Annotated in this window: 21 protein-coding genes; 12 read left to right on the top strand and 9 right to left on the bottom strand. The window is 60.9% G+C overall.

Going from position 1 to position 26,312, the window contains the following annotated elements; genetic code table 11:
• The 5 genes from FE702_RS17975 to FE702_RS17955 all read right to left on the bottom strand — a co-directional run.
• On the bottom strand, positions 1 to 1,047 hold a 1,047-nt coding region (locus FE702_RS17975; RefSeq protein ID WP_255449732.1), incomplete at its 3' end, for a GumC family protein.
• A 355-nt stretch (positions 1,048 to 1,402) separates the two neighbouring features.
• A complete protein-coding gene (locus FE702_RS17970) occupies positions 1,403 to 2,785 on the bottom strand; it encodes a polysaccharide biosynthesis/export family protein (protein ID WP_186827159.1) in 1,383 nt (460 codons plus the stop codon).
• Between the two features lie 294 nt (positions 2,786 to 3,079).
• Positions 3,080 to 3,259 (bottom strand): hypothetical protein, encoded by a 180-nt coding sequence (locus tag FE702_RS17965; RefSeq protein ID WP_147127731.1) that lies wholly within the window; start codon positions 3,257 to 3,259, stop codon positions 3,080 to 3,082.
• A gap of 290 nt (positions 3,260 to 3,549) precedes the next feature.
• Positions 3,550 to 4,305, bottom strand: a complete 756-nt coding sequence (locus FE702_RS17960) for a YjbF family lipoprotein (protein WP_147127730.1) — start codon at positions 4,303 to 4,305, stop codon at positions 3,550 to 3,552.
• Positions 4,302 to 6,560 carry a YjbH domain-containing protein gene (locus FE702_RS17955; protein ID WP_186827158.1) on the bottom strand — a complete coding sequence of 753 codons (2,259 nt, stop codon included), beginning with the start codon at positions 6,558 to 6,560 and terminating at the stop codon, positions 4,302 to 4,304. The genes FE702_RS17960 and FE702_RS17955 overlap by 4 nt, the downstream gene beginning before the upstream one ends.
• A gap of 269 nt (positions 6,561 to 6,829) precedes the next feature.
• On the opposite strand from FE702_RS17955, the gene FE702_RS17950 reads away from it, so the two are divergent.
• Positions 6,830 to 7,603 carry a metallophosphoesterase gene (locus FE702_RS17950; RefSeq protein ID WP_147127728.1) on the top strand — a complete coding sequence of 258 codons (774 nt, stop codon included), beginning with the start codon at positions 6,830 to 6,832 and terminating at the stop codon, positions 7,601 to 7,603.
• Positions 7,604 to 7,664: 61 nt separating this feature from the next.
• On the opposite strand, the gene FE702_RS17945 is transcribed toward FE702_RS17950, so the two are convergent.
• Complete coding sequence (locus FE702_RS17945; RefSeq protein ID WP_147127727.1) at positions 7,665 to 8,633, bottom strand: ParB/RepB/Spo0J family partition protein; 969 nt, start codon at positions 8,631 to 8,633, stop codon at positions 7,665 to 7,667.
• Positions 8,634 to 8,684: 51 nt separating this feature from the next.
• On the bottom strand, positions 8,685 to 10,070 hold the full coding sequence (locus FE702_RS17940; RefSeq protein ID WP_147127726.1) for an AAA family ATPase: 1,386 nt from the start codon (positions 10,068 to 10,070) through the stop codon (positions 8,685 to 8,687).
• 476 nt (positions 10,071 to 10,546) lie between these two features.
• On the opposite strand from FE702_RS17940, the gene FE702_RS17935 reads away from it, so the two are divergent.
• Positions 10,547 to 11,584 (top strand): replication initiator protein A, encoded by a 1,038-nt coding sequence (locus tag FE702_RS17935; protein WP_147127725.1) that lies wholly within the window; start codon positions 10,547 to 10,549, stop codon positions 11,582 to 11,584.
• Here FE702_RS17935 and FE702_RS17930 read toward each other — a convergent pair.
• Positions 11,581 to 13,344, bottom strand: a complete 1,764-nt coding sequence (locus tag FE702_RS17930; RefSeq protein ID WP_186827157.1) for a DUF2793 domain-containing protein — start codon at positions 13,342 to 13,344, stop codon at positions 11,581 to 11,583. The two genes, FE702_RS17935 and FE702_RS17930, sit on opposite strands and share 4 nt — an antisense overlap.
• A 436-nt stretch (positions 13,345 to 13,780) precedes the next feature.
• On the opposite strand from FE702_RS17930, the gene FE702_RS17925 reads away from it, so the two are divergent.
• The 9 genes from FE702_RS17925 to FE702_RS17885 all read left to right on the top strand — a co-directional run bounded on the left by FE702_RS17925 (position 13,781) and on the right by FE702_RS17885 (position 23,340).
• Complete coding sequence (locus FE702_RS17925; RefSeq protein WP_147127723.1) at positions 13,781 to 15,655, top strand: polysaccharide biosynthesis protein; 1,875 nt, start codon at positions 13,781 to 13,783, stop codon at positions 15,653 to 15,655.
• A gap of 192 nt (positions 15,656 to 15,847) precedes the next feature.
• Positions 15,848 to 17,236 (top strand): oligosaccharide flippase family protein, encoded by a 1,389-nt coding sequence (locus tag FE702_RS17920; RefSeq protein ID WP_147127722.1) that lies wholly within the window; start codon positions 15,848 to 15,850, stop codon positions 17,234 to 17,236.
• 70 nt (positions 17,237 to 17,306) lie between these two features.
• On the top strand, positions 17,307 to 18,218 hold the full coding sequence (locus tag FE702_RS17915) for a sulfotransferase domain-containing protein (RefSeq protein WP_147127721.1): 912 nt from the start codon (positions 17,307 to 17,309) through the stop codon (positions 18,216 to 18,218).
• Complete coding sequence (locus tag FE702_RS17910; RefSeq protein ID WP_147127720.1) at positions 18,215 to 19,453, top strand: glycosyltransferase family 4 protein; 1,239 nt, start codon at positions 18,215 to 18,217, stop codon at positions 19,451 to 19,453. The genes FE702_RS17915 and FE702_RS17910 overlap by 4 nt, the downstream gene beginning before the upstream one ends.
• A gap of 12 nt (positions 19,454 to 19,465) precedes the next feature.
• Positions 19,466 to 20,314: a sulfotransferase domain-containing protein gene (locus FE702_RS17905; protein WP_147127719.1), complete on the top strand. Its 849-nt coding sequence runs from the start codon at positions 19,466 to 19,468 to the stop codon at positions 20,312 to 20,314.
• Positions 20,315 to 20,322: 8 nt separating this feature from the next.
• Positions 20,323 to 21,264, top strand: a complete 942-nt coding sequence (locus FE702_RS17900; protein WP_147127718.1) for a hypothetical protein — start codon at positions 20,323 to 20,325, stop codon at positions 21,262 to 21,264.
• Positions 21,261 to 22,322 (top strand): CgeB family protein, encoded by a 1,062-nt coding sequence (locus tag FE702_RS17895; protein ID WP_147127717.1) that lies wholly within the window; start codon positions 21,261 to 21,263, stop codon positions 22,320 to 22,322. The genes FE702_RS17900 and FE702_RS17895 overlap by 4 nt, the downstream gene beginning before the upstream one ends.
• On the top strand, positions 22,319 to 22,498 hold the full coding sequence (locus tag FE702_RS17890) for a hypothetical protein (protein WP_147127716.1): 180 nt from the start codon (positions 22,319 to 22,321) through the stop codon (positions 22,496 to 22,498). Before FE702_RS17895 ends, FE702_RS17890 begins: the two co-directional genes overlap by 4 nt.
• Positions 22,498 to 23,340 carry a sulfotransferase family protein gene (locus FE702_RS17885; protein WP_147127715.1) on the top strand — a complete coding sequence of 281 codons (843 nt, stop codon included), beginning with the start codon at positions 22,498 to 22,500 and terminating at the stop codon, positions 23,338 to 23,340. Before FE702_RS17890 ends, FE702_RS17885 begins: the two co-directional genes overlap by 1 nt.
• Positions 23,341 to 23,384: 44 nt before the next feature.
• Here the strand turns inward: FE702_RS17885 and FE702_RS17880 are convergent, their stop codons facing one another.
• Positions 23,385 to 24,383, bottom strand: a complete 999-nt coding sequence (locus tag FE702_RS17880; protein WP_147127714.1) for a glycosyltransferase family 4 protein — start codon at positions 24,381 to 24,383, stop codon at positions 23,385 to 23,387.
• Positions 24,384 to 24,739: 356 nt separating this feature from the next.
• Here FE702_RS17880 and FE702_RS17875 point away from each other — a divergent pair, with 356 nt between their 5' ends.
• Positions 24,740 to 26,236, top strand: coding sequence for a hypothetical protein (locus FE702_RS17875; RefSeq protein ID WP_147127713.1), 1,497 nt, complete (start codon positions 24,740 to 24,742; stop codon positions 26,234 to 26,236).
• The last annotated feature ends 76 nt before the right edge of the window (positions 26,237 to 26,312 follow it).

Raw genomic sequence — 26,312 nt, 5'->3', positions numbered from 1 at the left:
AGCCTGTTCGAACCGCTGATCAAACGCCCTTCGCGCCTGCGCATCCGTCGCAACCTGCGGCAAGAGCCGCGTCAACTGAATGTCATTGGCCAGCGCAGCCCGATCTTCACGGGTTTCAGCGGCCTCCAGAGCCGCCAGCCGCGACTGTGCCATTATGATATCCGTCGACAGCGACGTCAGACGGTCCCGGATATCCTTGAGCTGGATTTCCTGCACCTGCAGCGCTTCGACAGAGACCAAATCAGCCGAAGCGCTGAATTCGGCAACCGCCGCCTCTGCGTTTTCAAGCTGCGTCTTCAGCTCGGTGACCCGCTCGGTCAGCCAAAGCGTGGCTTGCTCGGTGGCGTCGAACTTCACCTGCAATTGCTCGAGGATATAAAGTTCGGCCATCGTGTCAGCGATCAGCGCGGCCTTTTGCGGGCTCTGGCTCACGGCCGAGATCTGGAAGACGTAAGTCTGGCGGATGTTGGACACCGAGACGCGTCTCAACAAGACATTCACAGCTCTTTCGCGCGCCCGCGCGGCGCGCACTTCGGGGGCGACTGTCGGCGTGGTTTCCTGGGGTTGGTTGTTGCCCAGCAATGACGCGCGCAATTGCGCGATCCGGCCAGGTGGGCGCAGGGCCCCGTTGAATTCGGGGTCGCTGGTCAGATCAAGCCGGTCGACGACCTTGCCCATCAGGGTTCGGCCCCGCATCACTTCGACCTCGGTCGCGATATCGACGAATGACCCTGTCGGCCCGCCAATCACGCTTTGCACGTCAACGACATTGGCCTGCTGGGATTCCAGCACAAGCGTCGTGCGCGCCGTATAGATCGGCACCGCCACGCGGTAGGCGTAGTACCCCCCGATGAGCATGGCGATCACGACACAAATCATGATCCACCACTTGCCGCGCCAGAGTGCCAAAACCAAAGACCAGAGTTCGAAATCTTCTGTCCCGCTGCCCCCGACATGGGGCGCAACAGGAAGCCCGTTTGAGGAGCGGGATGACTGCATTTGCGACTGGGTGTTCACGTCTATGTTCTTTGCCTCAGATGGGACCATGTCCCAGGAGCATCATGGGGTGCTGTCGCGTGCTATAGCTTTGAAAGATCGCGAACGCCATCACTCTTCGCCGTGGCCCTGCCCGGTTTGATACCCAGTTCATATCCATGGAAGGCAATCTCACCAAGTCACGCTTTCACACCAAAACCAACAAACACGACATGTCTCAAATCAGGGAGATCGCAGGACCTGATGCGCCGCGCTTGACTATTGTGCCTATCAAGACCCGGCTCCCGGATCGAGAGGTCGCCGCGATCAGGCCGCTCAATCTTGCGCGGATATCTGCCGATGCCACGTCCTGTCGGGTCACGCCCACAGGCGGGGTGACGCTTGATGACACCCTCACCCTGCAGGCTTAGTTGGACGCCGCCCGAATCCCGGTCCCGATCAGGGACGGCGTGATCTGATTGACGACACGGTTCCAGCGCGTCACCGGCTGTTCACTGATCAGGACAATGTCATTGGGGCGCATCTCAAAGCGGGTGGCCACAAGGAAGGCAACGGCATTGCGCGCATCCAGCTGGTAAGCATCCATCGCGGCGAACTCACGCGGATCATTCGACCCGCGCAACACGTAGATCTGGCCCGGATTGGCTTCGCGATTTTCAAAGCCGCCTTCTCCAAACAGCACATCGGCCAGGCTTGCCTGACGCCCAAGCGGCAGCGTCACGCGGCCCGGATTGGCGACTTCTCCCACCAGATAGACGTAATCGCGGTCGACGGCGTCAAAGGTCACGCGGCTTTTGTAGTTTTCCCGCGCTTCGTTCAGCGCCGAGCGCCGCAAATCCACCTCGGCCTGCAACTCTGCAAGGGCCTGACTGCGCGCCCGTTGCCGGAATTCGGAAATGCGGATCTGTTCCTCGAAATACGCCTGAGCCTGGCTCAACTCGTACTCGGTATCCACAAAGATGCTGTCGCCATCCACCAGTTGAATGCGCGCCGCGCGGCCTTCGTACAGATCGCTGACAGGAATCTGATACAGCGTCCCGTTGCGATAGAGACGAATGCTGGTGAAATCGATATCGCTGGACCGGATCCCACCGGCATTGGCAATCGCTTCCTCAAGGAAGAGCGGCGTCAGCGTAATCGGCGTCACACCCGGCGCACCGACAGCCCCGCCAATCGAGACACGCTTGGAGTTGAACTCGGCCACTTCGAGACTGAAGGTCGGATCGACCTGAGCTGCGACCAGACGCTGGAACAACTCGGCTTCCGCTTGATCAAGCGTCATCCCGGCAACAGACACCCGGCCGATATCCGGGATCGCAATGGCCCCGTCATCCTGCACGGTATAGCCTTGGCGGCGGTTCTGAGCGGCCAGAAGGCCACTGAGTTCTTCGACCGTGTTTCCGGCACTCGGAGTGGCCAGAACAAGCACATCACCCACGCCGATCTCATAGGCCATGGGCGTCACCGGAGGCGGCAGCCGCCGCTGCAACGTGGTTGGGCGGGATTCGAGATTGGTGGGAGGTGGCGGAACAGCCCCCGCGCCACGGGTTGCCGTGCCCCCTGCCCCTGCCGTCGCATAAAAGACGGCTGGCAATTCCTTGGGGCGATACGTGCTTTGATTGGCCACAAGCGCCGATTCAGCTGTCAGCGGCAGCACGCGCACCTTGGTCCCGTCCTGGGCGCCCGAAGACACCTTGGGCGAGAAATAGACAGCGCCGCATCCCGACAAGACCAGCGCTGCGGCCAGCGCCACGACGGGCCCAATTCCGCGCTTGCTCAAAACCCGCATTGTCATCTCTCCCCCGTATCTTGGAGAAATCCTCTCCCAGATGGCGCTATGGACTTCAAGAAAAACAACCCCGTTCGAAGCAAGTTATCCACAATTGTCGCAGAGATACCCCAAGGATACCCCCACAGATACCCTAAGGCACCTCAGAGCACCTGAGACAACTGCGTCCCAGCACAGCACCAGCGCCGTCTGCAGGCCGCACACACAAAATCCCCAAACGCAAAATCCCCCTGCACGGAGAGCCGTACAGGGGGATTTCAGGATTCTTGAGATCAAATAGATCTAGCTGTCAGATCAATCCGAACCGGACGACGAACCAGCAATGGCGAACAGACCGCCAATACCCAGAACGATCAGCGGAATGGGCAGAGTCTGTGTCGAAACGGTGGTGTCCAGAGGCTGGACAGCCTGTGCCGACGCGATCGAGGTCGATGCCAAAACGGCAACCGTCGCAAGAGCGAATAGCTTTTTCATTGGTTAACTCCAAATTGCATGCAACATGTGGTTATCACTTTGCTTACCCCCATGCAAAGGTCAATTCGGGACCGCGAGATCACTGGCGATCGCAAGCCGATCAGGCGAAAAGCGCACAGTTAACGGTCATATCGCGGGCATATCGCGGGGCCGGCCGAACCGATCAGGCGCTTTTTCAAACTGGCCCCTATGCATTCTCCACGAGACCTGAACAGGCCCCTCGAATCGCCGCGCGGCAGCCGCCATGGGGCTTTGAAATATCCCTCCGGGCAAGAGCGTCTTGGCCAAGCTTAACGCAAGCGCTGTACGCGAATGCGGCCCAGTTCGGGGCTGACCCACTGTTCGGATTGTCGGATCTGGTTGTTTTGATCCAGCCAGAACCGATTGATAATCTCTGTGCCCGCGCCCGTCAGACATGCCTCTTCGATCAGGCGGGTTGCAAAGGTCCCGGTCAGCAAACGCACCGTTGCCGGTCCGCGGTTCGAAATCCGGCACACCAGCCCGACGGCCTGAATCTTGTTTTCGCCGTTAAGAAGGCGATGCACCCGAAGCGCCTGCGACTGTCCGGCGGCGCCGCCTGCGATCACACGATCAAGGGCGCGCGTATCGGTGGTCATGACATCCCGGCCAAAGCCGCGCGTGGCCCGCAAAACGCCAGCCTGTGTGAAGGACATCGTGCGTGCCGTGCCCTCGACCCATGTCACCACATCGCCATTTTGCCCGGCAATGGCAAAGCCACCCCAGTTCCTTGCAGGTTCAAAGCTGCCATTGGTTTCAAAGGTCACGAGCAGATAGGGCGTGGTGATCCCCGCCAGGACCTGCGGAGTGAGCACCTGCTCTGGTGTCGGCGGCGGCGGTGGACGCCGGAACAGAGACCCCAGGGACCCCAAGGACGGGCGCTGCGCAACGGCACCGCTGGCAACCGGGACATCCCCCGGCGCAGGCGAGCGATAGGAATAGACCTCGCCACAGCCGCTCAGAACGCTGCCGAGGATCAGGACCGCCCCCAGATGCCGCAAACGGCCAAAGAGGTTCATCGCCGTCATCGCCAGAACCTCCCCCAACTGTCGCCCAGTTGCGGATCACTGTCCTGGCGGACAAGATCATAAAGCCGGTCTGACACCTCTACCCTCGCGCCGCCATCACGCAGGATGGGTTGGATCACGCTGGTCCGGGCCGCGCGGGACGGCTGCCCAAGGGTCCATGACAGTGGAATCGTGATGAAAATCCCCTTGTCGAAGGAGCCTTCGCCAAAATCATCAAAGCTCACATCGGTAAACGTCGCATAGGCGCCGACTTCCCAGCCATTGTCGAATTCCCGCGCCAGGGTGAACGTACCGCCCCAGTCTTCGGCAAGGTAGCGCCCGACATCGACCTGGGCGCGGAACCCGTTCTCGAAATCGTAATAGGCAGAGGCATGGCCCGTGATCGCGTCGTTGTCATAGACCCCTTCGCCCAGTTCAAAGAGCGCGCCGGGTTGGCGCTGATGGACCGCGTTCAACTCAACGCCCAAGGCCAGTCGCGACCCTTGGGGCTTCCAGAGAATTTCGCCCGACACGCCGGCAAAGGCGGTCTCGAGATAGCCTGCCGTCACCCGTCCATAAAGATTGCGCCCGGGACGAAAGTAATGCGCCAGCGTCAGTTCATCGAGCTTGGGATCATTGCCCCGGTTGTAGTCGTCCTCTTCGGATCGCACGAAGGGCAATACCGAGTTCGAGACCCGGTTCGTGTTGTCCCGGTTGCTGACCAACGGCTGACGCAGGCTCGCCTGCAATGCCCAGCCCGGAAGCGGCTCGTAGCGGGCGCCAAAGCGCAAGCCGGCATCATAGAGCACAGGCTCGTTAGGGTCGAACAGCGACGGGTTGAAATAGCCTGTCACAGAAAAGGTCAGCTTCGGCGCCGCGATGGACCGACGGGCATTTCGCTGATCCCCCGCATCCTCGATCCGGGCGCGCACATAGGACTGCCATGCATTGTCAGGCGCGAATTCAAGCTCTTCGAGATCGCTGCGCTGGATCGTCACCTGCGTCGTTGGCATGCCCTGCTCGACCAGAACGATGACAAAGGTCTCGACCGATGGCGGCAGTGCCCGCGTCAGCGCGCGGGCCGCGCGACCGACCGCTTGCGCGGATTGGCCAAAGCGCTGGTTGCGCAGCGCAACACGGGCCGAGGTCGCCGTCACGGTCAAATCTTCGAGCGCGAGCCCCTCGGGCGACAGCACCCCCAGAACCGCGGTCTCAAGCACGCCTTGGGTCTGGGGATTGGCAACCCAAGCGGTATCCCAAAGCCCGGGAGCGGCGGCGCGCGCAGGACGAACCATGACGGGTTGCGGACCAGGTTCGACCCCTGAGGCCGCCGGAGGCACCTTGGGGTTCAGCACATAGTTGATGCGGAAACCAAGTTCGCTGCCATACATGTAATAGAGACCGACATCGGCAGCTTCGGACAGTTTGTAGGACGTGCCGACATTGACCGATGACCGGCGGTCAAGGACGTTATCGTCCACGGCGCGGGAATAGGCGTCCGAAGAATATTCGAGCATCATCGTCCAGCGGTCATTCGGAGACCACGCCAGGCCCCCAAAGGCGGCCACATCACCCCGGAAAAGCTGATCAAACTCAAACGACCCGCCCTGCCCGAAATCAGCCGCCGGCCGCGTTTCAAATGCCGAAGAGAAGACCCCCAAAGGATTGCGTTGTCCGCCCTGCGACGCAAGACGCCCCCACCCCAGCCCGGCGGTCACCTGCACGTTGCCCAGACGCGGTCCAGAGAATGATTTGGTGGCAGCGAGGTATTCCGCGCTCTGCAAGCCCGTCCCGCCAAAGTCGCGGATCCCGACAGCCACAGCCGGACGATACGTCCCTTCGCGGGCGATCTGATAGATCAGATCAAAGCTGCGGTCGAAGTCATCGCGCCGCCCAGGCCCTCTATCGGTGCGCACATAGCGAAACGCCGCTGTCAAACGGGGGCTGACCTGAAAGGCCAGATTTGTTCGTGTTGTCGGGCCGAAATACGCCGCTGACAGGGCCAGATCCGCATCCGCCATTGCCCCTGCCGTGGGCATATCCATGAGGCCGGGTGTGCCGAAAAACGAAAGATGCGGGCGATCTGCAAGCCGCGCCTGATCAGACAGGGTACCCGCCCGATCCTGGGCCGAAACTGGCTGCGACAGAAGACCGAGCAGACCAGATGCACAGACCAGCGACAGGGCCCCGAGACGGGCGGCAGGGCTGGCCGCAAAACAGGCTGCACCCGTCTTGCAAATGTATCCCCAGGACACCTGTAAAAACTGGGAGATCATTGACCGCGCATCCCTTGTTCGATGCTTCCTGCGATAGCGGGCTGACTGGTTATCCACAAGAATCGGCCGCCAGAGACTTGGCAAACGTGGCATGATTGCATCGACACCCGCAGGGCCTGAACCCCGCCTGCGAGCCCCACCGGGGCCACACGCCACGGCGGATCTCGCCCTTCCTTTTTTGCCGTCAAGAGGCCGATTGACGATCCTGGCGCGCCGCAAAATGCCCAGACCCTCTGGCAGAGAATTCTAAGGCCTGACAAAGTGCAGCTATGAAACGTTTCTTGTCTAGGCTGCTTCCATCAGCACCGCGTGATGTACCCCCGCCTGCGCGCTTTGATCCACCGACCCCCAAGCGCGCCGTTTGGGTGATTGGAGATATACATGGCCGCTTTGATCTTTTGATACGGTTGATGGAGCAGATCGAGCAGCGCGCCCAAGACACCGATATCATCATGGTCGGAGACTATATCGACCGCGGCGACGAAAGCGCCTCTGTGCTGGCACAGGTGATGGCCTGGGAACAGGCCCATGAAAGCCTGATCTGCCTGCTCGGCAATCATGAACAATTCATGCTGTCCTTTCTGGACAACCCCACCCGGAAAGGGCGACGCTGGCTGCGCCATGGCGGCCTGCAAACCCTTGCAAGCTATGGCATCGGAGGGTTCGGAGAAGCCGCCAGTGATGCGCAGCTGACACAAGCCGCCATCGACCTGCGTGACGCGATGCCCGATGGGCTGACTAGCTGGCTGCGCGCGCGCCCCACCCATTGGCAGTCTGGCAATCTTCACGTTGTCCATGCCGCTGCCGATCCGGGGCGCGACATGGATGAACAGGATGTGAACACCCTGCTCTGGGGGCATCCGGATTTTGCCGCGACCCCCCGCACCGACGGTCAGTGGATTGCCCATGGCCATACGATCACAGACCGCCCCGGATCAGATGGGCAAGGCCGGATTGCGGTCGACACTGGTGCTTACGCCACGGGACGCCTGACTGCCGCGCTGATTGCGCCAGACGGGACGATCGAGATGGTCCAGGCCTGAGCCGGATGTTTCGCACGGGAAACGCGCCACCCCAAAAATCGTCTATGGCACCGTATAAGCCCTACGAAACTGAACGATCCAACCACGCGCGCAATGCGGCCTTGAACCCCTCGGTCACGCCGGGGCCAGACAGACGGATCTCGTTTTCCGCCTCATTCACGTCGATCTCGCCTCGTGGGGGCGCGGGTTTGGGCGGTTTCGCCCGGACCATTTTTTGGACAGGCAGAGCTGACAGGTCCGGCGTATCAATCACGCGGCGCAAGCGCTCTTGTTCCTGACCGGCATCGACGACAGGCGCGTCCAGCACCGCGCGCAGATCATCCCCGCGCCCAGCCTCGATTGCCTTGGCGACTTGCAGGCCCAGACGCTCGCCCAAATCCGTCGGAAAGCGCAGAACATCATCCAGCGCTTCGACCACCGTCACGAAAGACCCGATCTTGGAACGTTTCGCGCGCGAAACATTTGCAAAGAGACTCTGCAAAGCCGCTTTTCGGGTGGGATAGACACCTTCCTGCTCGGCACGCAGCACGATCCGGGCGCGTTCATAATAGGACAGACCCACCCGAATTTCGTTTTCCTCAATCATGGCGACATAGGCCTCGGCCTCGGTGCCCGGTGTGATCAATCGGGCCAGAACAGAGTCTGATTTCAGCGCACGTAAGGCATGCAGCCGCCGCCAGCCCGAGATCAAGCCAAAGCGATCCGGCGCAAGCTGCACGACCTCGATCGGTGTCTGCTGACCGCGATTGCGCAGGCTCTCCTTCAGAGCCTCCATCTCGGTGTCATCAACGGCCAGGCGATCGCGGATCAGGTGATCGGCGACGATCTGATCCAGCGGCAACTTCTGCACCAACCGCCCTTCGGCGCGGGCGGTTTCCATCGCCTCAACCACACGGTCAAAAGCATCTGCGCTGGCGGCCTCTGCGGCCTGCACAGCAATTGGCGGGCGGGCCGACAAGGCTGACTTCACCTCGGGCGCAGGTGTGGCCGCAAAGGCATCGACGGGCCCCAGACGTTTACGTTTGGCCATCAGAGCGTCCTTTCCGCGTTTGTTTCGCGCGCGAAACGTTTCGCACAGTGGTTAACCATTCGTTGCCACCCCGTTCTCATCCCGCTTCCAGGTGCCATAGAGCAGCCGTTTGAAGGCCCCATAGGTCGCATCAAAGGTCTCGCGCCCCCGGGCATAGGTCTCGCGGTTGAAGTCGCGATAATCCGCCTCGTAGATGCCGGCGACCTGTTCGCCCGCTTGCCCGATCAGCGCTGTGACCTCTTGGCGTTGCAGCGACAGGGTGCGCCCCAGATAGGCCTGCATCAGCGCCGCAAGTTCGGCCTGTTGCGCGCCGTCATAGCGCGTGATGACGGCCTGCACGGCGTCCCATTCAAAAGCCAGCTCTTCGGTGCCCAAGGCCCGCGCCGCCATGTTCTCGCTGTCCTCGATGCTAGAAAACGTCGATTGCAGCATGTCAAAGAACCGGCCGGTACTGTCGAACTCGAGAAAGGACGCGCCCAGAGGCACCAGCAGGATGTCGGCAGCCGCCAGACCGTTGATCGTCAGGTAGCCCAGGGCAGGGGGCGTATCGAGGAAAACGATGTCATAGGCGTCGAGCACACCGTCCGCCTCAAGCCGATCCGTCAGCGCATCCCACAGCTTCCAGCCACGCCCGTTCATGCGCCAGACGGGGATCTGGAATTCAGCCCAGTAGAGGTTCAGCTGTGCGCCGATCAGGTCGATATTGGGCCAGTGGGTTTTCTGGATCAGGTCACCGGCGCTGATCTTCATCGCCTCGGCCAGCGTGTCATCCAGAGGTTGGGGCGCATCGCCCCGGGCCACCCGAGCGGCGTTTTCCGATTGCAGGTGGCTGCCGTAATGGCGCGCGAGCAGGGGAAAGACCGTCTGCCATTCATCCGCAGGCGCGCCGCCAAAGATCGAGGTCATGGACCCTTGGGAATCCAGATCAATCACCAGTACCTTGTAGCCATCCAGCGCCGCTGACATGGCCAGGTGCGCGGCCGTCGATGTCTTGCCCACGCCCCCTTTGAAGTTGGCGACAGCGCAGATCTTGGCGGGCAGGCCTTTGGGCCGGTAGGGCAGGTATTCCTTGGCCTTCGATCCCTGACTGCCAAAGAACGCGCGCAGGCGCAGGACCTCATCGAGGGTGAACCACTTGGCGCCTCCCTCGGTCTCGGATCGGCCTTGGGGCAGGTCGGGGTTCTGTTTCAATACGCGGCGAAAATGCGGGGTGGCGACGGGGATCAGGTATTTGGTGATTTCCCAAGTCGAGAACAGGCGCAGCGATTTCGCCCCGCTGTCATCCAGACCCCGCCCGATCAGGTCTGCGCGCCCTTGGGCACAGGCCGCGGCGATCTGGGCAAAGTCAGATGTCCCGACAGGCGGGGGCAGGGCAGCCTCGGATGCCTCGGCATCAATGTTGAAATAAGGGGGCAGGCGGTCCAGCATGCTGCTCATCGGTGATTGGCCTCGTGAAACAGGCGTCTGATGTGCGCCCTTTTGAGCAAGATACGCAAAAACACCGCACATCGCCAAGAAAAGAAATCACCTTTTGGCTTTCTTGAGGTTTTCTAAGTAAGTTCAAAGAGTTGTATTATACCTAGAGGTTTGCAGGTCTGGGCCTTACCGGAAGGCTTAAAGAAAAAAAGCAGTGTTATATATGGGTTATTATATGTGTTAAGTGCCTGAGCACTTCTTCTAAATATCTGTATTTAAATAGAAAAATTTGCCTCCATCTTTGCAACCCGACTCTGGAACCACGCTCAGGCGACTCTGATCCCCCGAGCAAGTGACTCTGAACCCCCGACAGATTGGGCTGGAATCCTCTAGGCGGGTGCTGTGGATAACTTTAAGGTGGTGTCAGTAAAACCACGAAGAATCGGAGCGGCCCGCAAAGAGGCCTGAGCCCGATCCACAGAGGCAGTGAGCAGACGATGACAGCGGTGACCCCTTCCGGCGGGCTTGCGCCCGACCGTTACCCGCAGCGGGATTTTTTCCTCTGCGATATCTTCGATGCGATCCCCAAGGATGATCTGGCGACGATGGAGCATCCGGTGTTTTCGCTCTCCACACGACCCGACCGGCGCATCCTGAGCTATGAGCATAACGGCACGCGGATCGAGGTGACGCCATCGGTCAAAGGTCTGGCCACGATCCACGACAAAGACATCCTGATTTTCTGCATCTCGCAGCTGATGGCGGGGCTCAATGCGGGGCGCGAGGTCAGCCGCACGCTGACGCTCAAGGCGCATGATCTGCTGCTGGCTACGAACCGGGAAACCAGCGGTGATGCCTACCGCCGTCTGCGTGAAGCGTTCGAGAGGCTCGCTGGTACGCGCATCACCACGAACCTCGAAACCGGAGGCCATGAAGTTACGACCGGCTTTGGCTTGATCGAGTCCTGGGAGATCGTGCGCAAATCGAAAGGCGGGCGCATGGTCAGCGTGGCTGTCACGATCAGTGAATGGCTCTACCGCGCGGTGCTGTCGAAATCTGTGCTGACGCTTTCCCGCGATTACTTCCGTCTGAGGAAACCGCTGGAACGCCGCATCTACGAGATCGCGCGCAAACATTGCGGGCGACAAGACAACTGGCGCGTGTCCGTTGATCTGCTTTTGAAGAAATCCGGCTCTGCCAGCCCGCGCCGCGTGTTCCGCGCGATGCTGCGCGAGATGATCAAATCAGACCACCTGCCGGATTACCGGATGGAGGAGGTGCCGGGCGATAGGGTCCAATTCACCTCGCGCCATGCGGTGGTCGAGACATCCGATGCCCCATCGCTCACGCCTGACACGCTGGATCAGGCGCGCGGCCTGATGCCCGGCGCGGATGTCTATGCGCTCCAAGCCGAATGGGCGGGCTACTGGGTCGCCTCTGGCCGCCCGCGTCTGAGGAATGCGCAGGCGGCGTTTTTAGGATTTGTGAAGAAGAAGGCCTCGGATGAGGCAGGTCAGGCGGGCAATCGCGTCTAGAGCGACAAAGAGATCACACGCTGGGCCTGCGGGATCAGGGCGACGGTTCCGGCGTCAAAATCAGTGACAGGCACCTTGATGTCGACAGCCCCCAGCGCCGTCGTCTTCTGGGCGGCCAGCGGTTCAGGAAGGACCGAGATACCGGAAAACAGGACCTTGTGGTTCAGGCCGGTATCGGGATGCCCGCCCCATCCCCCGGCACGGTTCGAGTAATTGGGCAGCCAGAACACCTTCACATAGGCGGTGCCGGGTGGAAAATTCTTCGACACGTTGTCGCCCGACAGATCCAAGCCGCCCATGTGGTTTTCGCACAGGTACCATCGGTCGGTCTCATCCAGGATCAGACCCGACATAAGCGAATATTTGAAGTTGCCGCCGCTGAGCGTGTTGGCGATGCGCGTCCCCACAGGCCAGACGCCACCCGGGTCGTCCGGATTGGCCAGGCTGGCTGGCAGCGGCGCATTCAGCGTGATGCGGTTGTTGGTCTTGTCGACACTGCCCAGCTCGAACAGGTCCCGCTCATACAGGCGGCTGTAATGGGTGTAGCTCTGGCCAAAGCTGTTCTTGTAGCCAAACAGGATCAGGCCCCGGGCGTGGTCAGCAGCCAAGCTTTCGTTCCAGCCTGCGGCATCGGCGACCTCGACGATCGTATCACCGGGGGCCAGAGGTGCACTCAGCGTGGTCAGGCTGTCGACCCCTGCATGGCGATAGCGGCGATGGGTCAGCGCCGTGATCTCGGTATGATCCGCATCAAAGCACATCAGCCCCATGAACTGGGAATGGCGCGCGCCAGAGGCATAGGCTGACCAATCGCCGGGGATGCTGTCTTGCAGGATATAGCTGCGCAACCGGTAGACCGCGTTCGGGTCCACGGGCAGGAACTCTGACATCGCCAAGGGGCCGGGGTAATGGCCCGCATAGCTGACAGCGCCAGGCAGGTTGGGGGTGGTACCGGCTTCGAACGTGAATTCCGGCGGATAGTTATAGGCATTGCCCAGCATCCCGGTGCCGTTGGTGACCAGATCGGTGCCGCGGGCGGCTGCGTAACCCGTCGTCAGCAGCGCACCCTCGCCAAAGGCGGCATCGGCCAACCCGTCGGTGCCGGACGGAAACCGGATCCGGCCCGTCGCCTCATCGGCGAGAAGCGCAGTGTGAAAGGTGCTGCCATCGGCGCTGACCTTGATCTCGAACCCGTCTGAGCCCGTCGTGCCCATTTCGGCACGGCCCGAGAACCCGGTCTGAAACAGCAGGCTCGCGGTGTCGGTGGCGGTGGCCTTGTTGAGCTTGAGCTGATGACCGGCCCCGGCATGGGTCAAAAGCGTGGCCTCCGAGGCCACCGCAAGCCGGTTGATCGCGTCAGAGGCGGTGGCGATGCCCACCCCCGGCAGGTTGTCGTAGTCGGTCTGTTCGGGATGCGCGGCCTCCCAGGCGGTGCCGGTCCAGACCAAAAGGCGGCCGGCATCCATGTCTGCGCCCATGTCCCAGGCCAGCCAGCCGGAGGCTGGAGAATAAAACACCCAGCCGCCCGGTTCGCGGACCGCCAGGGCATGCTCATGACCCGCAAATTCCGCGCTGGCCCCCGCAGCCACCAGCACGCGCATCCCATCGCTCGGCTCGGCGGGCGGCTGCGCCAGAACCCCGATGACCGCGATCTGTGTCACCGCATCCAGCACCCGCAGGGCTTCGTTATGGGTGACATGTTTCTGAGCCTGTGCCGCCTGAATATAGGGCAGGCCGAAAACGGGGGTGTTCACTGACATCGCAGTCCCTTTGCATTGGAGCCATTCCGAAGTGGGTGTCTCGGGAGCATCCCAAGGTGTCCCGGAGGTTGTGGAGAGCGATTTCGACGGCCTGTCGACAAAGGCGCCCACTATCAGACCAGGATCACACCGAGACGAGACCACACCGAGACCGCTCTGGAAAATCATGATCCGCGAGGGTGGGTGTCAGATGTGAACATTCTGCGAGGCAAACGCGCTCAGCCGTGATGAATATTTAAGCATGCTGCGCTGCAGTGCTCAGGCACGCGCCAAACCGGCCAATCTTGGCCGATGCGGCTCCTGATCCCCGACCAGTCGGGATTTCCGGTCTTGAAGAACTTTGCCCACCGTCATAGCGTTTTTACACATTATATGTTTAATCCCTTGGTATTGCGCCTGTATCTGCTCAATATTTGAACCCGGTGGGGGGTCACTTTTGCATACGTCCATTCTGAATTTGTCGCGCTCGACGAAGCGCGCCACACTTCTTGCCGTCGACACTCTTTTGGTGCCGATTTCCCTATATGCTGCGTTTGCACTGCGATTAGGCACAAGCATGCCGGCAGAGTATCTGGTGCCGGGCATCCCGCTTTTCGTGGGTCTCACCCTCGTGGCCGTTCCGATCTTTCTTCTGACCAGCCTGAACCGAATCAAGGTCACGGCGTTCGAGGTGCCTGATATCTGGCGGACCGGCATTGCGACGGGCCTTCTGGCCGTCTCGGCCGCGGCGATCTCTTATGCGTTCGGTCTGGTGGGGCCACGTTCGATCCCGCTGATCTTTGCATTTCTGTTCCTGGGTCTGCACATCGTGACGCGTCTGGCCGCGCGCAGCCTGCTGATCTTCATGACCACACGCACCAAGGGCCGCATCCCCACAGCCATTTACGGGGCCGGATCGACCGGGGTGGAACTGCTGGCGGCGCTACGCCAGAACCTCGAAGTGCGTCCGGTCATGTTTGTCGATGACAACCTGACCTTGCAGAAGATGACTGTTTCCGGTCTGCCGGTTTACCCCCAAGCCGCGCTTGAGGCGGCTGTGCGCACGGGCCGTGTCCGCCGCATCCTGCTGGCCATCCCGTCCATGGATGAGACCCTGCGCCGCCGGAAGATCAAGGAACTGACAGAGCTGGGCTGCGAGGTCTACTCGCTGCCGTCGATCAACGAGATGATGCAGGACAAGGGGCTGGCCGATGCCCTGCGTCCGGTGACGCCCGACATGCTTTTGGGACGTGACAAGGTCAATCTCGAAATCCCCGAAGTGGCGCGCACCTATACCGGGCGCCGTATCCTGATCACCGGGGCAGGGGGCTCGATCGGTTCTGAGCTGAGCCGCCAGATCCTGCGCTGCAAACCGGCCTCGCTGACTTTGCTCGATCACAGCGAATACGCCCTTTATTCCATCCACCATGAACTCAAATCGGTGGCGCCGGACCTTGGCATCAAACTGACCGCCCGGCTCGGGTCGGTCTGTGATGCGGCGCGCATGGCCGAACTCATGGCCGAAAACGAAATCGACATCGTGCTGCATGCGGCCGCCTACAAACACGTCCCGCTGGTCGAGGATAATGAGGTCGAGGGGGTCTATAACAACGTGATCGGCACCCAGACCGTGGCCGATGCCGCCGAGACCGCAGGGGTCGAGCGTTTCATCCTGATTTCGACGGACAAAGCCGTCCGCCCGACCAACATCATGGGGGCCTCGAAGCGCCTCGCCGAGCTGGTGATCCAGGACCGGCAGACACGCGCCTCAAAGACCAAATTCTCCATGGTGCGCTTCGGCAATGTGCTGGGGTCTTCGGGCTCGGTCATCCCGCTCTTCCAGCGCCAGATTGCGGCCGGGGGACCGGTGACACTGACCCACGAGAAGATCACGCGCTATTTCATGACCATCCCCGAAGCGGCCCGGCTTGTGCTTTTGGCCGGTGCCTATGCAGAGGGTGGAGATGTCTTTGTCCTGGACATGGGCGCGCCGGTGAACATCGCCGATCTGGCCCGCAAGATGATCGAATTGTCCGGCCGGACAGTCCGCGATGTCCAGAACCCGGCGGGCGATATCGAAATCTGCACCGTGGGTCTGCGCCCGGGCGAAAAGCTCTACGAAGAGCTCTTGATCGGGGACAACACGCTGCCCACGCCGCATCCCAAGATCATGCGCGCACAAGAGACGCAGCTGTCGGAACTGGAATGTGCGCGGGTTCTGCAATCCGTGCGCCGCGCCCATGCTCAAGGGTCAAGAACCGACATGCGCAAGGTCATCTCCGAGAGCGTCGAGGGATATCATACGCAGGATGCCCTGCGCCAAGAAGTCTGACCGTTCCAGCGGAATTCGACGCTCTGGGCCCTTTCAGATCACGACCGAACCTCGTATCAGCCGCCCATATTCAGCCTGCATGCGCGGATGTATTTAGGAGCGTGAGTTGCTTGTAGACGACGGGACCCTGTTCGACATGTCCGAACATCAGGCGGAAACGCTGAGCGGCCTTGCTGATTTGGACGGGACACCATGAGCGGACACGCGATCACCGGACGGACGGATCGGCGCAAGCGGAGGCTATCGGCAAGCGTCCTGTTGCTGGTCCGTGCGGCGGGTGTTCCGATCATGCTCGGGATCAACGCAATCCTTGCGCGGACCGTGGGTGTCGAAGGGATCGGCTATCTCGCCCTCGTCGTGTCCTGGACCGCCATCGTGGCGCTGGTTGTCAACGCGGGGCTGCCGACACTGCTCACGCGCGAAATCGCCGCGGCCGGCGAGGTGAAAGACATGGCCAGCATCCATGGCCTGATGCGATGGTCGCTGCGCTTCATCACGATCCTGTCTGTCTGTGTCTTTCTGATCGGGGGGGCCATGCTCTGGGCGTTTTGGCCCGGATCAGAGGCTGGATCAGAGACTGGATCACAGACTGGGACCGGGGCGCTGGACAGCTATTTTGTCGTTGTCATCGGAGTCGTTGCCCTGCTGCCTTTCACGGCATTGCTGCATTGGGCGCGCGGCATCCTGTCGGGGTTCGACAGGGTCGTCAGCGGCGTATTGCCCGAGCAGTTCTTTCGGCCGGTACTTTTTCTGGTCTCTCTCGGGATCGTGGTGCTCTTGGTCGAATTAACGATCCCCATCACCATTGGCGTGTATGTCATGGCCACGGCCTTGGCCGCGTTGGCCGCCTCGGTTCTGGCGCGGGCGGCCCGCCCGGCCGGTATCTTACAGACCAAGCCTCGCATGCAGGCAAAGACATGGCTTTGGGCGCTGGTGCCGCTGTCCGGCGTGGCTGTGACATCGGTGTTCAAACACCAGACGGATATCCTGATGCTGGGTTTTCTGGCGGACGCCAGTGATGTGGGCTTTTACCGGATTGCGTCCCAAGTCGCTGTGATCCCCGGCGTATTGATGACGGTCCTCAACACCGTTTATGCGCCAAAGGTGGCCGCCCTTCATGCCGGTGGAACGCTGCTCGGTGCGCAGCCGACGCTGGTGGGCAGTGCGCGGGTCATGCTCGCGGGTGCGCTTGTGGCGGCGCTGATCTTTCTGGTGATCGGAGAATGGTTGCTGATGCTCCTCTTCGGGCCCGAGTTCAGCGTCTCTTACCCCATCGCTCTTGTTTTGATCGCCGGCACTGTTGTCAGCGCCTGGTGCGGACAGACCGCCACTGTCCTGAAAATGAGCGACAATGCCGGCATCGTCTTTCGCGTCGCCATCGAGGGGACGGTGATCAACATCACCCTGAACCTGATCCTGATCTGGGCCTTGGGTCCCATCGGAGCGGCAGTCGCCACCGCCTTGGCTCTGGTGTGGGTGCAACTGCGTCAGCTGCGCGCCATCCGGTCGGTCCTTGGCATGAATATCAGCGCCACGGCCCGCAAGGTGCCGCAGGACCCGCAACGGGAGCAGGCGACATGACGCGCCATCAGACAGGTAAAGACCCCGGCAAAGGCCCCGGCAGAGACACAGGTATAAAAACGGCACGGACATGAGCCACAGCTTCCCTGACTTCTTCATCATCGGTGCGCCCAAATGCGGGACGACGACCCTGTTTGACTGGCTCAAGCAGCACCCCGGCACACATCTGGTCGTCAAGGAGCCCAGCTTCTTTTCCCAGGACATCTTTCCCACGGATACCTTCTTTGGCCTGACGCGTGATCTCGAGACCTATCTCGACAAGGTTTGTCCCGAGGCCGCGCAAGGACGCATGACCGGAGAGGCCACGCCCAAATACCTGTATTCGGATGCGGCCCTTGCCGCCCTTGCGGCCCGTAAGGACGAGATCAGGATCGTTGTCTGCCTGCGAAACCCGATTGATCTGTGTGTCTCGCTCTTTGGCCAGTTCGTGAAACAGGGCGACGAGACCCGCAGCGATTTCGCGACAGCCTGGGCGCAGCCCGACCCCGAGGATGTTCGCGGCAATTACCAGTTTTGGGGTCAGTTCGGCGCACGGCTTGAAAAGGTGTTCGAGCTGTTTTCCCGGGATCAGGTTCTGGTGCTCATTCTGGAAGAAGAGCTGAAATCAGACCCGGAGGCGGCCTATCACAGGCTGGTGTCCCATTTGGGGCTGTCCGAGGATTTCGTGCCGCCCCTGTCGCGCTCCAACGAGGCCATCGGCATGCGCTCGGTGCGCGTGAATGCTTTGCTCAACAGACTGCGCCGCTGGTTGCGGCGCAATGGCATGCCGGTTGCGAACACAGGTATCCTCAAGACGTTCCGAAAGGCCAATCAGGCCCGCCCGACACGGCAGACCATCGACCCGGCGTTGCGACACGAGATGGCCGCGTTCTTTCGCGCGGATGTGGCCCGCACGGCGGCCTTGTTGCACCGAGACAGCCTACCGTGGCCGGATTTCTTTCCTCAGGCGCGTCAAGAGACCCCGGAAAGGCCGGATCAGTGACTATTCCAGCCCCATCCTCAGCGTCTTCCGAGCGGTCGGTTCGACCGACAATCCTGACATTCGTGCGGCATTACCTGCCGGGCTATAAAAGCGGCGGACCCCAGACCAGTGTGCTGAACCTGTGCAAGACACTGGATACCGAGTTCTCGTTTCGCGTGGTGACACTGGACCACGATCTGGGCGATCCGACCCCTTACCCAGGTATCACCCCGGGCCGCTGGAACCGTGTCGAAGGGCATGAGGTCTATTACCTCACAGCCCGCGAACGCCGCTATGCGGCAGTCCGCGACCTGATCCGCGCAACCCCTCATGATCTGCTCTACCTCAATGGGATCTTTCCGACCGAAACCACGATTTATCCGCTTGTGGCCAGACGGCTGGGGCAATTGGAGCGCAAGCCCGTCATCCTTGCGCCGCGCGGGTCGTTTTCGCCCAATGCGCTGGCGCTGAAATCGGCCAAGAAACGGCTCTATCTCGGCGCATCCCAAGCCCTTGGTCTCTACAAAGGGATCACGTGGCAGGCTTCGACCGGGATGGAAAAAGAGGACATCCAGCGCCGCCTCGGAATTCCGTCAGATCAGATCGCCACCGCCCAGGACCTGCCTGTCCGGGTCCCGACGCAATTGCCTGAACGTCCGCTGGCCGAGATGGACGCCAAGGGCGACGCCGGAGAGGCCGCGTTCCGGGTCACCTTCCTGGGTCGTGTGGCTCCGATGAAGAACCTCGATTTCGCGCTGCGCTGTCTGGCCCAGTGCCGTCGCACTATCCGTTTCGACATCTATGGCCCGCAGGAAGATGCAGCCTATTGGGCCGACTGTCAGAGCCTGATTTCTGAGCTGCCCGCGAATGTCGTGGTGCACTATCACGGGACGCTCAAACCAACCGAGGTCGCCGGGCTCTTTCAGAATAGCGATCTCAAGTTTCTGCCTTCGCGCGGCGAAAATTACGGCCATGTCGTCTTTGAGGCGCTGGCCAATGGGACGCCGGTGCTGGTGTCCGACAAGACACCCTGGCGCGGGTTTCCCGAGGATGTGGGTCAGGTCCTGCCGCTTGACGACCCTTCGGCTTTTGCGCGCCACATCGATCGCTTGGCAGGTCTGGGACCGAATGCGCGGGCCGAACTGGCCGTCCGGACCCATGCCCATGCGCTTGAGCTCCAGCAGACGAACAAGGACGTCTCGGACAACGCCCGGATGTTCCATCACGCGCTGGCCCATTCCAGTATCTCTCTGTAAGACGACCCTGCCATGAATATCACCGCCACTTTGAACAAGGTTTTGCCGGCTTCCGTAACCCGGTTGCGCGAACAATCCCTGTATTGGCCAACGGTTCTGAGCCATGCCGTGGTGCCGCATGGCAACCGCTCGATCTTCATCAACGGGTTCCAGAATTCGGGCACGAACTGGCTGTGCCAGCTCACGTCCAACTATTTCGACGTGCCGATCTTCGAGGCCTGGACCCGCTGGACGCCGGGTTTCGTAGGGCCCTATGTCTTTCACCTGCACCGTTTCCTGAACACCGCGCAGGTCAACGACAGGACGATCTATATCACCCGCGACGGACGCGACACGACCGTCTCCCGGTTCTACAAGGCAGCGCGTACACCCAAGCAAAGCCACCTGCGCAATCAGATCAAGGCTCAGGCTGGTTTTGATCTGGATGAAAGCCAGATCAAAACCCAGCTTCCCCAATTCATCGAATGGGATTTCACGCATCGGCAACGCTCCAGCGTGAACTGGGCCGAACATATCCGAAAGGCCCGCGCGCTTGGAGTGCGACGGATTTCGTTCGAAGGGCTCAAGGCGGATGCCGCCGCCACGCTGACACCGATTTTCGAAGAGATCGGCAAGGCGCCTGTCGATCAGGACAAGCTGGCCCGCGTGATCGAGGCCCGCAAATTTGAAAACGTGCGGGGAACGGGCACGACCTATCACAAGCGCAGCGGCAGTGTCGGTGAATGGCAGCAGCATTTCAGCCCCGAGGCCCGTCAGGCCTTTGCCAAATATGCCGGCTCCGAACTGATCTGGGCTGGCTACGAGGCGGATGACGCATGGGCGGCTGAGCCAGATACGGCTCCCGCCGGGTCTTGCGTATGACGCCCGGCATGATCTCTCGCCACGTGATCATCAGCGGTTTGCGCCGCTCCGGCACGACCATCTTCTGGGGGGTGTTGGCCAGCCATCCCGAGGCCTGCGCCATTGATGAGCCCTTTCACCCGGCCCTTGCCGCCGGAGCGCGGGAGAACAAGAAAGGCACATGGGACGATCTTGCCCCGCTTCTGGTGCCTGAAGGACAGATCACACCGCAGGCCATTGCGCCTGTCGAAGAATTATCCCCGACACTTGGCACTCGGCGTACGGATTATCTGGTGAGCCTGGTCAACAGCAGGCCTCAGACGGTCACAGACGTGGTCCGCTGCTGGGCCATGGGCGCTGATCTCAGAGCCCAGCTTCCAGAGGCTGCCTATGTGCATCTGGTGCGCGGCGTGCAAGGCTGGGTTCAGGGGCACCTGATGCCCACAGGGCCTGCCTCATGGCGCAAACGACTGGCCGACGCCTATCGCCGGACGTCCTTTTTCCAGCGGCGGGGCTTCTTCGACAATTATCACTACCAGACGATCATCCGAGCGGCTCTGCAGCAGGATCACCCGATCTGGCGCCACAGCCACATGCGCCCGTCCGAATTGCTGGCAGCCCCCGCCTATATGCAGCTCATGGCCTTTTGGTGGTGTGCCAATCTGGAAATCTACCGCGACTTCGTCGTGCAGAACCCCGAAGCCCCGGCGCTTCTGACGACCCTTGAGGATTTCAGCCGCGATCCCGGAGAGACGCTGTCGCAACTCGGCACGATCAGTGGCTGGTCTGCACATGACTACCCGCTGTCGCGCGTGCGCGCGCTGCGCCCTGCCTATCGCAGCACGGCCTCCGCCTGGGGGAAGGCCGCAGAGAAGATCGGCATTCCGCAAGTTCTTCTGACGCCGCAGGGAACCACCGCAGATGCTCTGCACACGGCCTTTCGGTCCGCTCTGGAGAGGCGCCAGTCATGACACTCACATTGCTTTATGTCGGCAATCTCCGCGACGGCGGCAACGGGCGCGACCGGGCCGGTGTCTTCAAGAAGGCCGGTTTCGAGGTGCGCGGCTTTGACATCCGCCCCTACAAGGATCGGGGTCCGCGGCTTGTCAAAAGCCTGGGCGGACGGTTGCAGATCGGCCCGAACATCCGGCGCATGAACGCAGATCTGATGAAACTGGCCGACACAGAGCCTTTCGACGTGGTCTTTGTCGACAAGGGCACATGGATCTATCCGGAGACCCTGGAACAGTTGAAAGCCGCGGCGCGGCGTCGGTGTGCGATCCATTTCACCCCTGACCCGCAGTTCCAATCGAACCGGTCGCGCCACTTCTTCAAGGGGCTCGTGCATTACGATCTGATGGTCACGACCAAAAGCTATGAGATGGCCGAGTATCGCGCGGCTTGCCCGGATACCGATTTGCTGTTCATCGAACAGGGCTATGGCGCGCGTATCCTCGTGAATGCCGCCGCCCAGCCCAAAGCGGCCTTTGCCGCAGACATCACCTTTGTCGGCCACCAAGAGCCGCATTATGCCACCCTGCTGCAGGCTGTCGCGCCAATCACCGACGATCTGGCCATCCGTGGTCCCGGTTGGGAAAGCTACGCGGCCGCGCATGCTTGGGCGCGCGATTTCGTGCAGGGCGGGGCGGTTTACGGGGATGACTATTCCCACGCCCTCGGGGCGGCAAAGATCGGGCTTGGGTTTCTGTCCAAGACCGCCTCTGACCTGACCACCACCCGAACCTTTGAAATCCCTGCAATCGGCACGTTTCTACTGGCCGAACGCACCCAAGAACACCAAGCGCTCTTTGAAGAAGGGCGCGAGGCTGTGTTTTTCGACGGGCCCGAGGAATTGCGCGATAAGGCACAGTTTTATCTGGCCAATGACACCGCGCGCGAAACAATCGCCGCTGCCGGCCATGCCCGCGCCCTGCAAAGCGGCTATTCTACCGAAGAGCAATTTTCCAAGATTTTGTCCTGGTTAAGGGCGCAGGGTATCGTGCAGGGGCCAGAAGGGCCGCAGACATGAGCATCACAGATAAAATCCGCAAACCGTGCTGGCGCATCAGCGCCGATATCGACGATCAGGAACAGGGCCTGCTGCAACGACCCCTGCCTCTGGCAAGCATGCTCGATGCCGTTGCCGTGGACCGGGTCGAGGCGATCAGGCGCGCGACGACCAAAAACGGGCAGTCATACTCGTGATGATCCATCCCACGTTCTTCATCATCGGCGCCGGCAAGAGCGGCACGACCTCGCTCTGGTCCTATCTGAATGCCCATCCCGAGATTTCGATGTCCCGGGTCAAGGAGCCCAGTTTCTTTTCGATGGATGCGCAATGGGCGCGTGGCTGGGACTGGTACACGAGCCTGTTCCCGGCCGACCGGCCCTACCGCCATTTCGGCGAGGCCAGCAATTCTTATTCCGCGCTGGAGGCCTATCCGCAGACGTTGGAGCGGATGCTCGGCCATCGGCCTGAGACCGCCCCTCTGCCCAAGGCGATCTACAGCGTGCGCCACCCGCGAGACCGCACCGCCTCGGACTGGATGGAACGTCAAAAGACCGCGCCGGTGTCCTTTGAGACCTTTTTGGCGACAGACACGCTTTATCGCGACAAGAACAAGTATCTGCGCACCTATGACAGATATGCCGAGGCCATCGGTCCCGAGAATATCCACGTGATCTTCTATGATGACCTGAAATCGGATCCGGGGGCTGTCGTGAACGGGTGTCTGGCCTTTCTGGGACTGGAGCCACTGGAGACGCAGGATGGCCAAGTCCATCGGGCCTCGTCCGAATTTCAGCGCCTGCCCCGAGGGCTGGAGCGGATCAAGTCCCTGCCGTGGCTGGAACCTGTCCTGATGCGCCTGCCGCCTGCCTTGAAACAGAAGCTGCGCCGGAGCATCGGCACGACGCAAACCATTGCGCGCCCGGAGTTCTCCGAAGCGGATTGGCAAACCTTTGAGGCGAGGACCCGGCCTCAGACGGAAGCCTTCCTGACGACCATGGGCAAGCCTGTCGATTACTGGTCCTGGGACCGGACCTAGACCCCAAATCAGACCCTACTTGGGCCGAAAACCCAGTGGCGCGCTCAGACCTCGCCTGTCGCCACGGCGCGATAAAGTGCGAGGTATTGAGCCGCGATAGTCTCTGGCGCAAAGCGTTTGGCGTTCTCAAAGCCCTGCCGCACCAGTTCCTCACGGTACGCGGCATCTTCCATGACCCGCACCACACCCGCGCGGATGCTGGCGGTCTCTGTGGGATCGACCAGACAGGCCGTGGTTCCGACCACCTCGTCAAAGGGGCGCTCGCGGCTGGTGACGACGGGCTTGCCGCAGGCCTGCCCTTCGATGGCCACCAGACCAAAGCCTTCGAACAGGGACGGAAACAGCACGATGTCGCTGTTCTGGTACTGCGCGACGATCTCGGCATGGCTCAGGTCGACGGCATTTTCAAAGCGGATGCTGTGCTGATCCAGCAAGCGGCGCTGCGCCTCTGACAGGGGACCGATGATGACCAGCGTGCAGGGCAGCCCTTCAAGCGCGGGGATCACGCGCTCGAGGTTCTTGTTGGGCCGGGTTCCGATATGCAGGATGCGCGGGTTTTGTGCATCAAACGGACGCTCTGCAGGGGTGAAAGCTGGTGACAGCGGGTTGTAGATCACGTGGACCTTGCTGGCCGGACAGCCCAGACGCGCGACCACATCGTCCTTGCTGCGTTGCGAGATCGTCGTCACGACCTTGGCGCGGGCAATCGGCCATCTGAACCAGATGAGCGTATAGAGCCAGTTGCGGATGCCCTTGACCCGGTCCAGCCGCTCCACATCGTGGATCGTCAGGATCGTGCGCCGCCGGGGCAGGCCCATGGCGATGAAATGGATATCGCCCGAGATATGGTTGACCTTGGTCGCTGCAAACGCTGCCCACAGGGTGATCGCCAGACGTCTGATGACACCACGAGAGCGAAACGGCGCATAGGCGAGGGTGACGTCGGCGTCTTTGGGCAATCCATAGAGCACATCCTGAAAGACACGTTCGATGCTCCACTGCTTGCTGTGCTGGGAGCGCATGAAAATCTTTGTCTTGTGCATCTTGAGCCTGCTGAATTGCGAGGGTGGGCCGCCTGTTTCATGACCGTATCGGGGCTGTCTCTATGCGGCCTGCCGCGCGAAGGCCACAGCAGAAATCCGACATGGCCTAGGGCGGGCAGGGGATAGCCAAAGGGGATGCATAAGCAAGGCGGTGGGCTCAAACCCCACGGGCGCGCGCCCTGCGATAAACCCTGTCCAAAACAGACCGTCACAATCGATTGACCGCAGCCGCAGGGGGCGAGTTCCGTATTGTTGTACCTGCGCGTGCGCCGTAAACTGCGCCCGAAATTGCCCTCACCGGGCTGGATGGGCATATAGGGTTCCTGTCGCCGGTACGCGTTTATCAGGAGCGGTCAATGACAGATGCGACGGCGTACCGCCTAGAGGGTGAAGACAACACGGCGGTGCCCTTCCAGCGGTATTTCGGCACGGCGATTGTGTTGATGATCCCGTTGTGCCTGATGCACCTTCTGGTGCCCACCACATCCGAAACCACGATCTATGACGGCTTTCTCAACAGTCTGGGACAGCTCTACATGACCGCGGTTTTCTTGGGGCTGGCGTTCCGGATCATCTTTGCCTTTCCCGGTGCGATCTGGACACCGATGTTCTGGCTGCCTGTGCAATGTGGTGTCTTCTTCGGCTTTGGCCCCTTGGTCGAGGTGTTCGGCAACGAATATACGCGCAGCTACTTGTCTGAATATTCACTTGCCATCGATAGCGGACAGCTGACCCGGGCGAATGCCTTATCGGTCGTAGGCACGACATTTGTCATGTTCGGTGTCTTCCTGCACCTTGGCTTTGCCCGGAACATGTGGACCCAGGCTCTGGCCTTGCGGCCGTCACCGACGGCGCAAACAAATGGCTTGAAAGCGGCAGCTTTGATTTTCGTGCTGGCCGGTTTTTACCTCAAATACGTTCTCGTCATGCCAAGCCAGTATGGCGGGCAGGTTGTGCCCGGCGTCATGGTCAAGATGACGGCCATGCTGGATGCGGGCTTTGCCATGATGGCCTATCTCATCGTTGCGCGACGGGATTCCCTCCTGACGCTGATGTTCCTGGCTCTTTTCCCCGCCCACCTGGCGCTGTCCTTTGTCAGCTTTTCGAAATCCGCGGTCGTCATCGCGCTGCTGCTACCGGCTCTGGGCGTGTATCTGGCCAATGCCAAACTCAAGCAGTTGCTGATGTCGTTCCTCGTCATCGGGCTGCTGTATTCGACCCTGCAACCTTACGTGCATTACGGCCGGGCGGTGATCTATAACAAGACCGGCACAATCAGCTTGGCGACCTATTCCGAGCGGGCCCAGATTGCCGGTCAGTTCTTTGTCAATCAGGCGACCGTGGCCACGCCGCCCAATATCGAAGAACGTCAAAGCTGGTGGACGCGCCTGAGTTTTGTCGGGCAGCAGGCCTTTGCAATCGAGCTCTATGACAGCGGTCAGCGTGGCGACACGATCAATCGGGTCTGGATGTACTTTATCCCCCGGGCAATCTGGCGCGACAAACCCGTCCTTTATGCGCCGGGTCTGGAATTCTATTACCTCGTCACGCTGCGAGAGCGCGTCAGTTTCATGCCCGCGACCGTATTTGGCGATCTCTACTGGCAATATGGATGGGCCGGTGTGGTATTCGGCACGACCATAATCGGGATGCTGTTTTCGTTTCTGGGGGTGCTGTGCGTGCGCGTCGTGCGACGCAAGCAACTGGTGATGTTACCGGTCTTGGCGATCATCGTCGAAATGTCCGCGAACGCTTTGGTGAGATTCGTGATCAACGGGATCATCTCACCGCTGCCACTGCTGGCTTTCTATTTCGTGGCTTTTTCCGTCCTGTCCAGGCTGCGGTTGAAATAGCGCGCACCGCCTGCGTGAATTTGAGGCCCCCCCGGCACAGAGCCTTCACTTGTCCGGTCACAACCACTAGGGACAC

This window comes from Shimia ponticola (assembly GCF_007995215.1).
GTDB lineage: Bacteria > Pseudomonadota > Alphaproteobacteria > Rhodobacterales > Rhodobacteraceae > Shimia_B > Shimia_B ponticola.
Note: the sequence above shows the minus strand (reverse complement) of the source record. Positions and strands in the feature narration are given on the sequence as shown.

Bases quoted from the DNA above. Each gene is read 5' to 3' on its own strand.
- FE702_RS17935 (WP_147127725.1), top strand. From the start codon at position 10,547: ATGACAGCGGTGACCCCTTCCGGCGGGCTTGCGCCCGACCGTTACCCG.
- FE702_RS17930 (WP_186827157.1), bottom strand. From the start codon at position 13,344: ATGTCAGTGAACACCCCCGTTTTCGGCCTGCCCTATATTCAGGCGGCA.
- FE702_RS17955 (WP_186827158.1), bottom strand. From the start codon at position 6,560: ATGATCTCCCAGTTTTTACAGGTGTCCTGGGGATACATTTGCAAGACG.
- FE702_RS17950 (WP_147127728.1), top strand. From the start codon at position 6,830: ATGAAACGTTTCTTGTCTAGGCTGCTTCCATCAGCACCGCGTGATGTA.
- FE702_RS17900 (WP_147127718.1), top strand. From the start codon at position 20,323: ATGATCTCTCGCCACGTGATCATCAGCGGTTTGCGCCGCTCCGGCACG.
- FE702_RS17905 (WP_147127719.1), top strand. From the start codon at position 19,466: ATGAATATCACCGCCACTTTGAACAAGGTTTTGCCGGCTTCCGTAACC.
- FE702_RS17965 (WP_147127731.1), bottom strand. From the start codon at position 3,259: ATGAAAAAGCTATTCGCTCTTGCGACGGTTGCCGTTTTGGCATCGACC.
- FE702_RS17945 (WP_147127727.1), bottom strand. From the start codon at position 8,633: ATGGCCAAACGTAAACGTCTGGGGCCCGTCGATGCCTTTGCGGCCACA.
- FE702_RS17885 (WP_147127715.1), top strand. From the start codon at position 22,498: ATGATCCATCCCACGTTCTTCATCATCGGCGCCGGCAAGAGCGGCACG.
- FE702_RS17940 (WP_147127726.1), bottom strand. From the start codon at position 10,070: ATGAGCAGCATGCTGGACCGCCTGCCCCCTTATTTCAACATTGATGCC.
- FE702_RS17915 (WP_147127721.1), top strand. From the start codon at position 17,307: ATGAGCCACAGCTTCCCTGACTTCTTCATCATCGGTGCGCCCAAATGC.
- FE702_RS17960 (WP_147127730.1), bottom strand. From the start codon at position 4,305: ATGACGGCGATGAACCTCTTTGGCCGTTTGCGGCATCTGGGGGCGGTC.
- FE702_RS17970 (WP_186827159.1), bottom strand. From the start codon at position 2,785: ATGCGGGTTTTGAGCAAGCGCGGAATTGGGCCCGTCGTGGCGCTGGCC.
- FE702_RS17890 (WP_147127716.1), top strand. From the start codon at position 22,319: ATGAGCATCACAGATAAAATCCGCAAACCGTGCTGGCGCATCAGCGCC.
- FE702_RS17880 (WP_147127714.1), bottom strand. From the start codon at position 24,383: ATGCACAAGACAAAGATTTTCATGCGCTCCCAGCACAGCAAGCAGTGG.
- FE702_RS17895 (WP_147127717.1), top strand. From the start codon at position 21,261: ATGACACTCACATTGCTTTATGTCGGCAATCTCCGCGACGGCGGCAAC.
- FE702_RS17920 (WP_147127722.1), top strand. From the start codon at position 15,848: ATGAGCGGACACGCGATCACCGGACGGACGGATCGGCGCAAGCGGAGG.
- FE702_RS17875 (WP_147127713.1), top strand. From the start codon at position 24,740: ATGACAGATGCGACGGCGTACCGCCTAGAGGGTGAAGACAACACGGCG.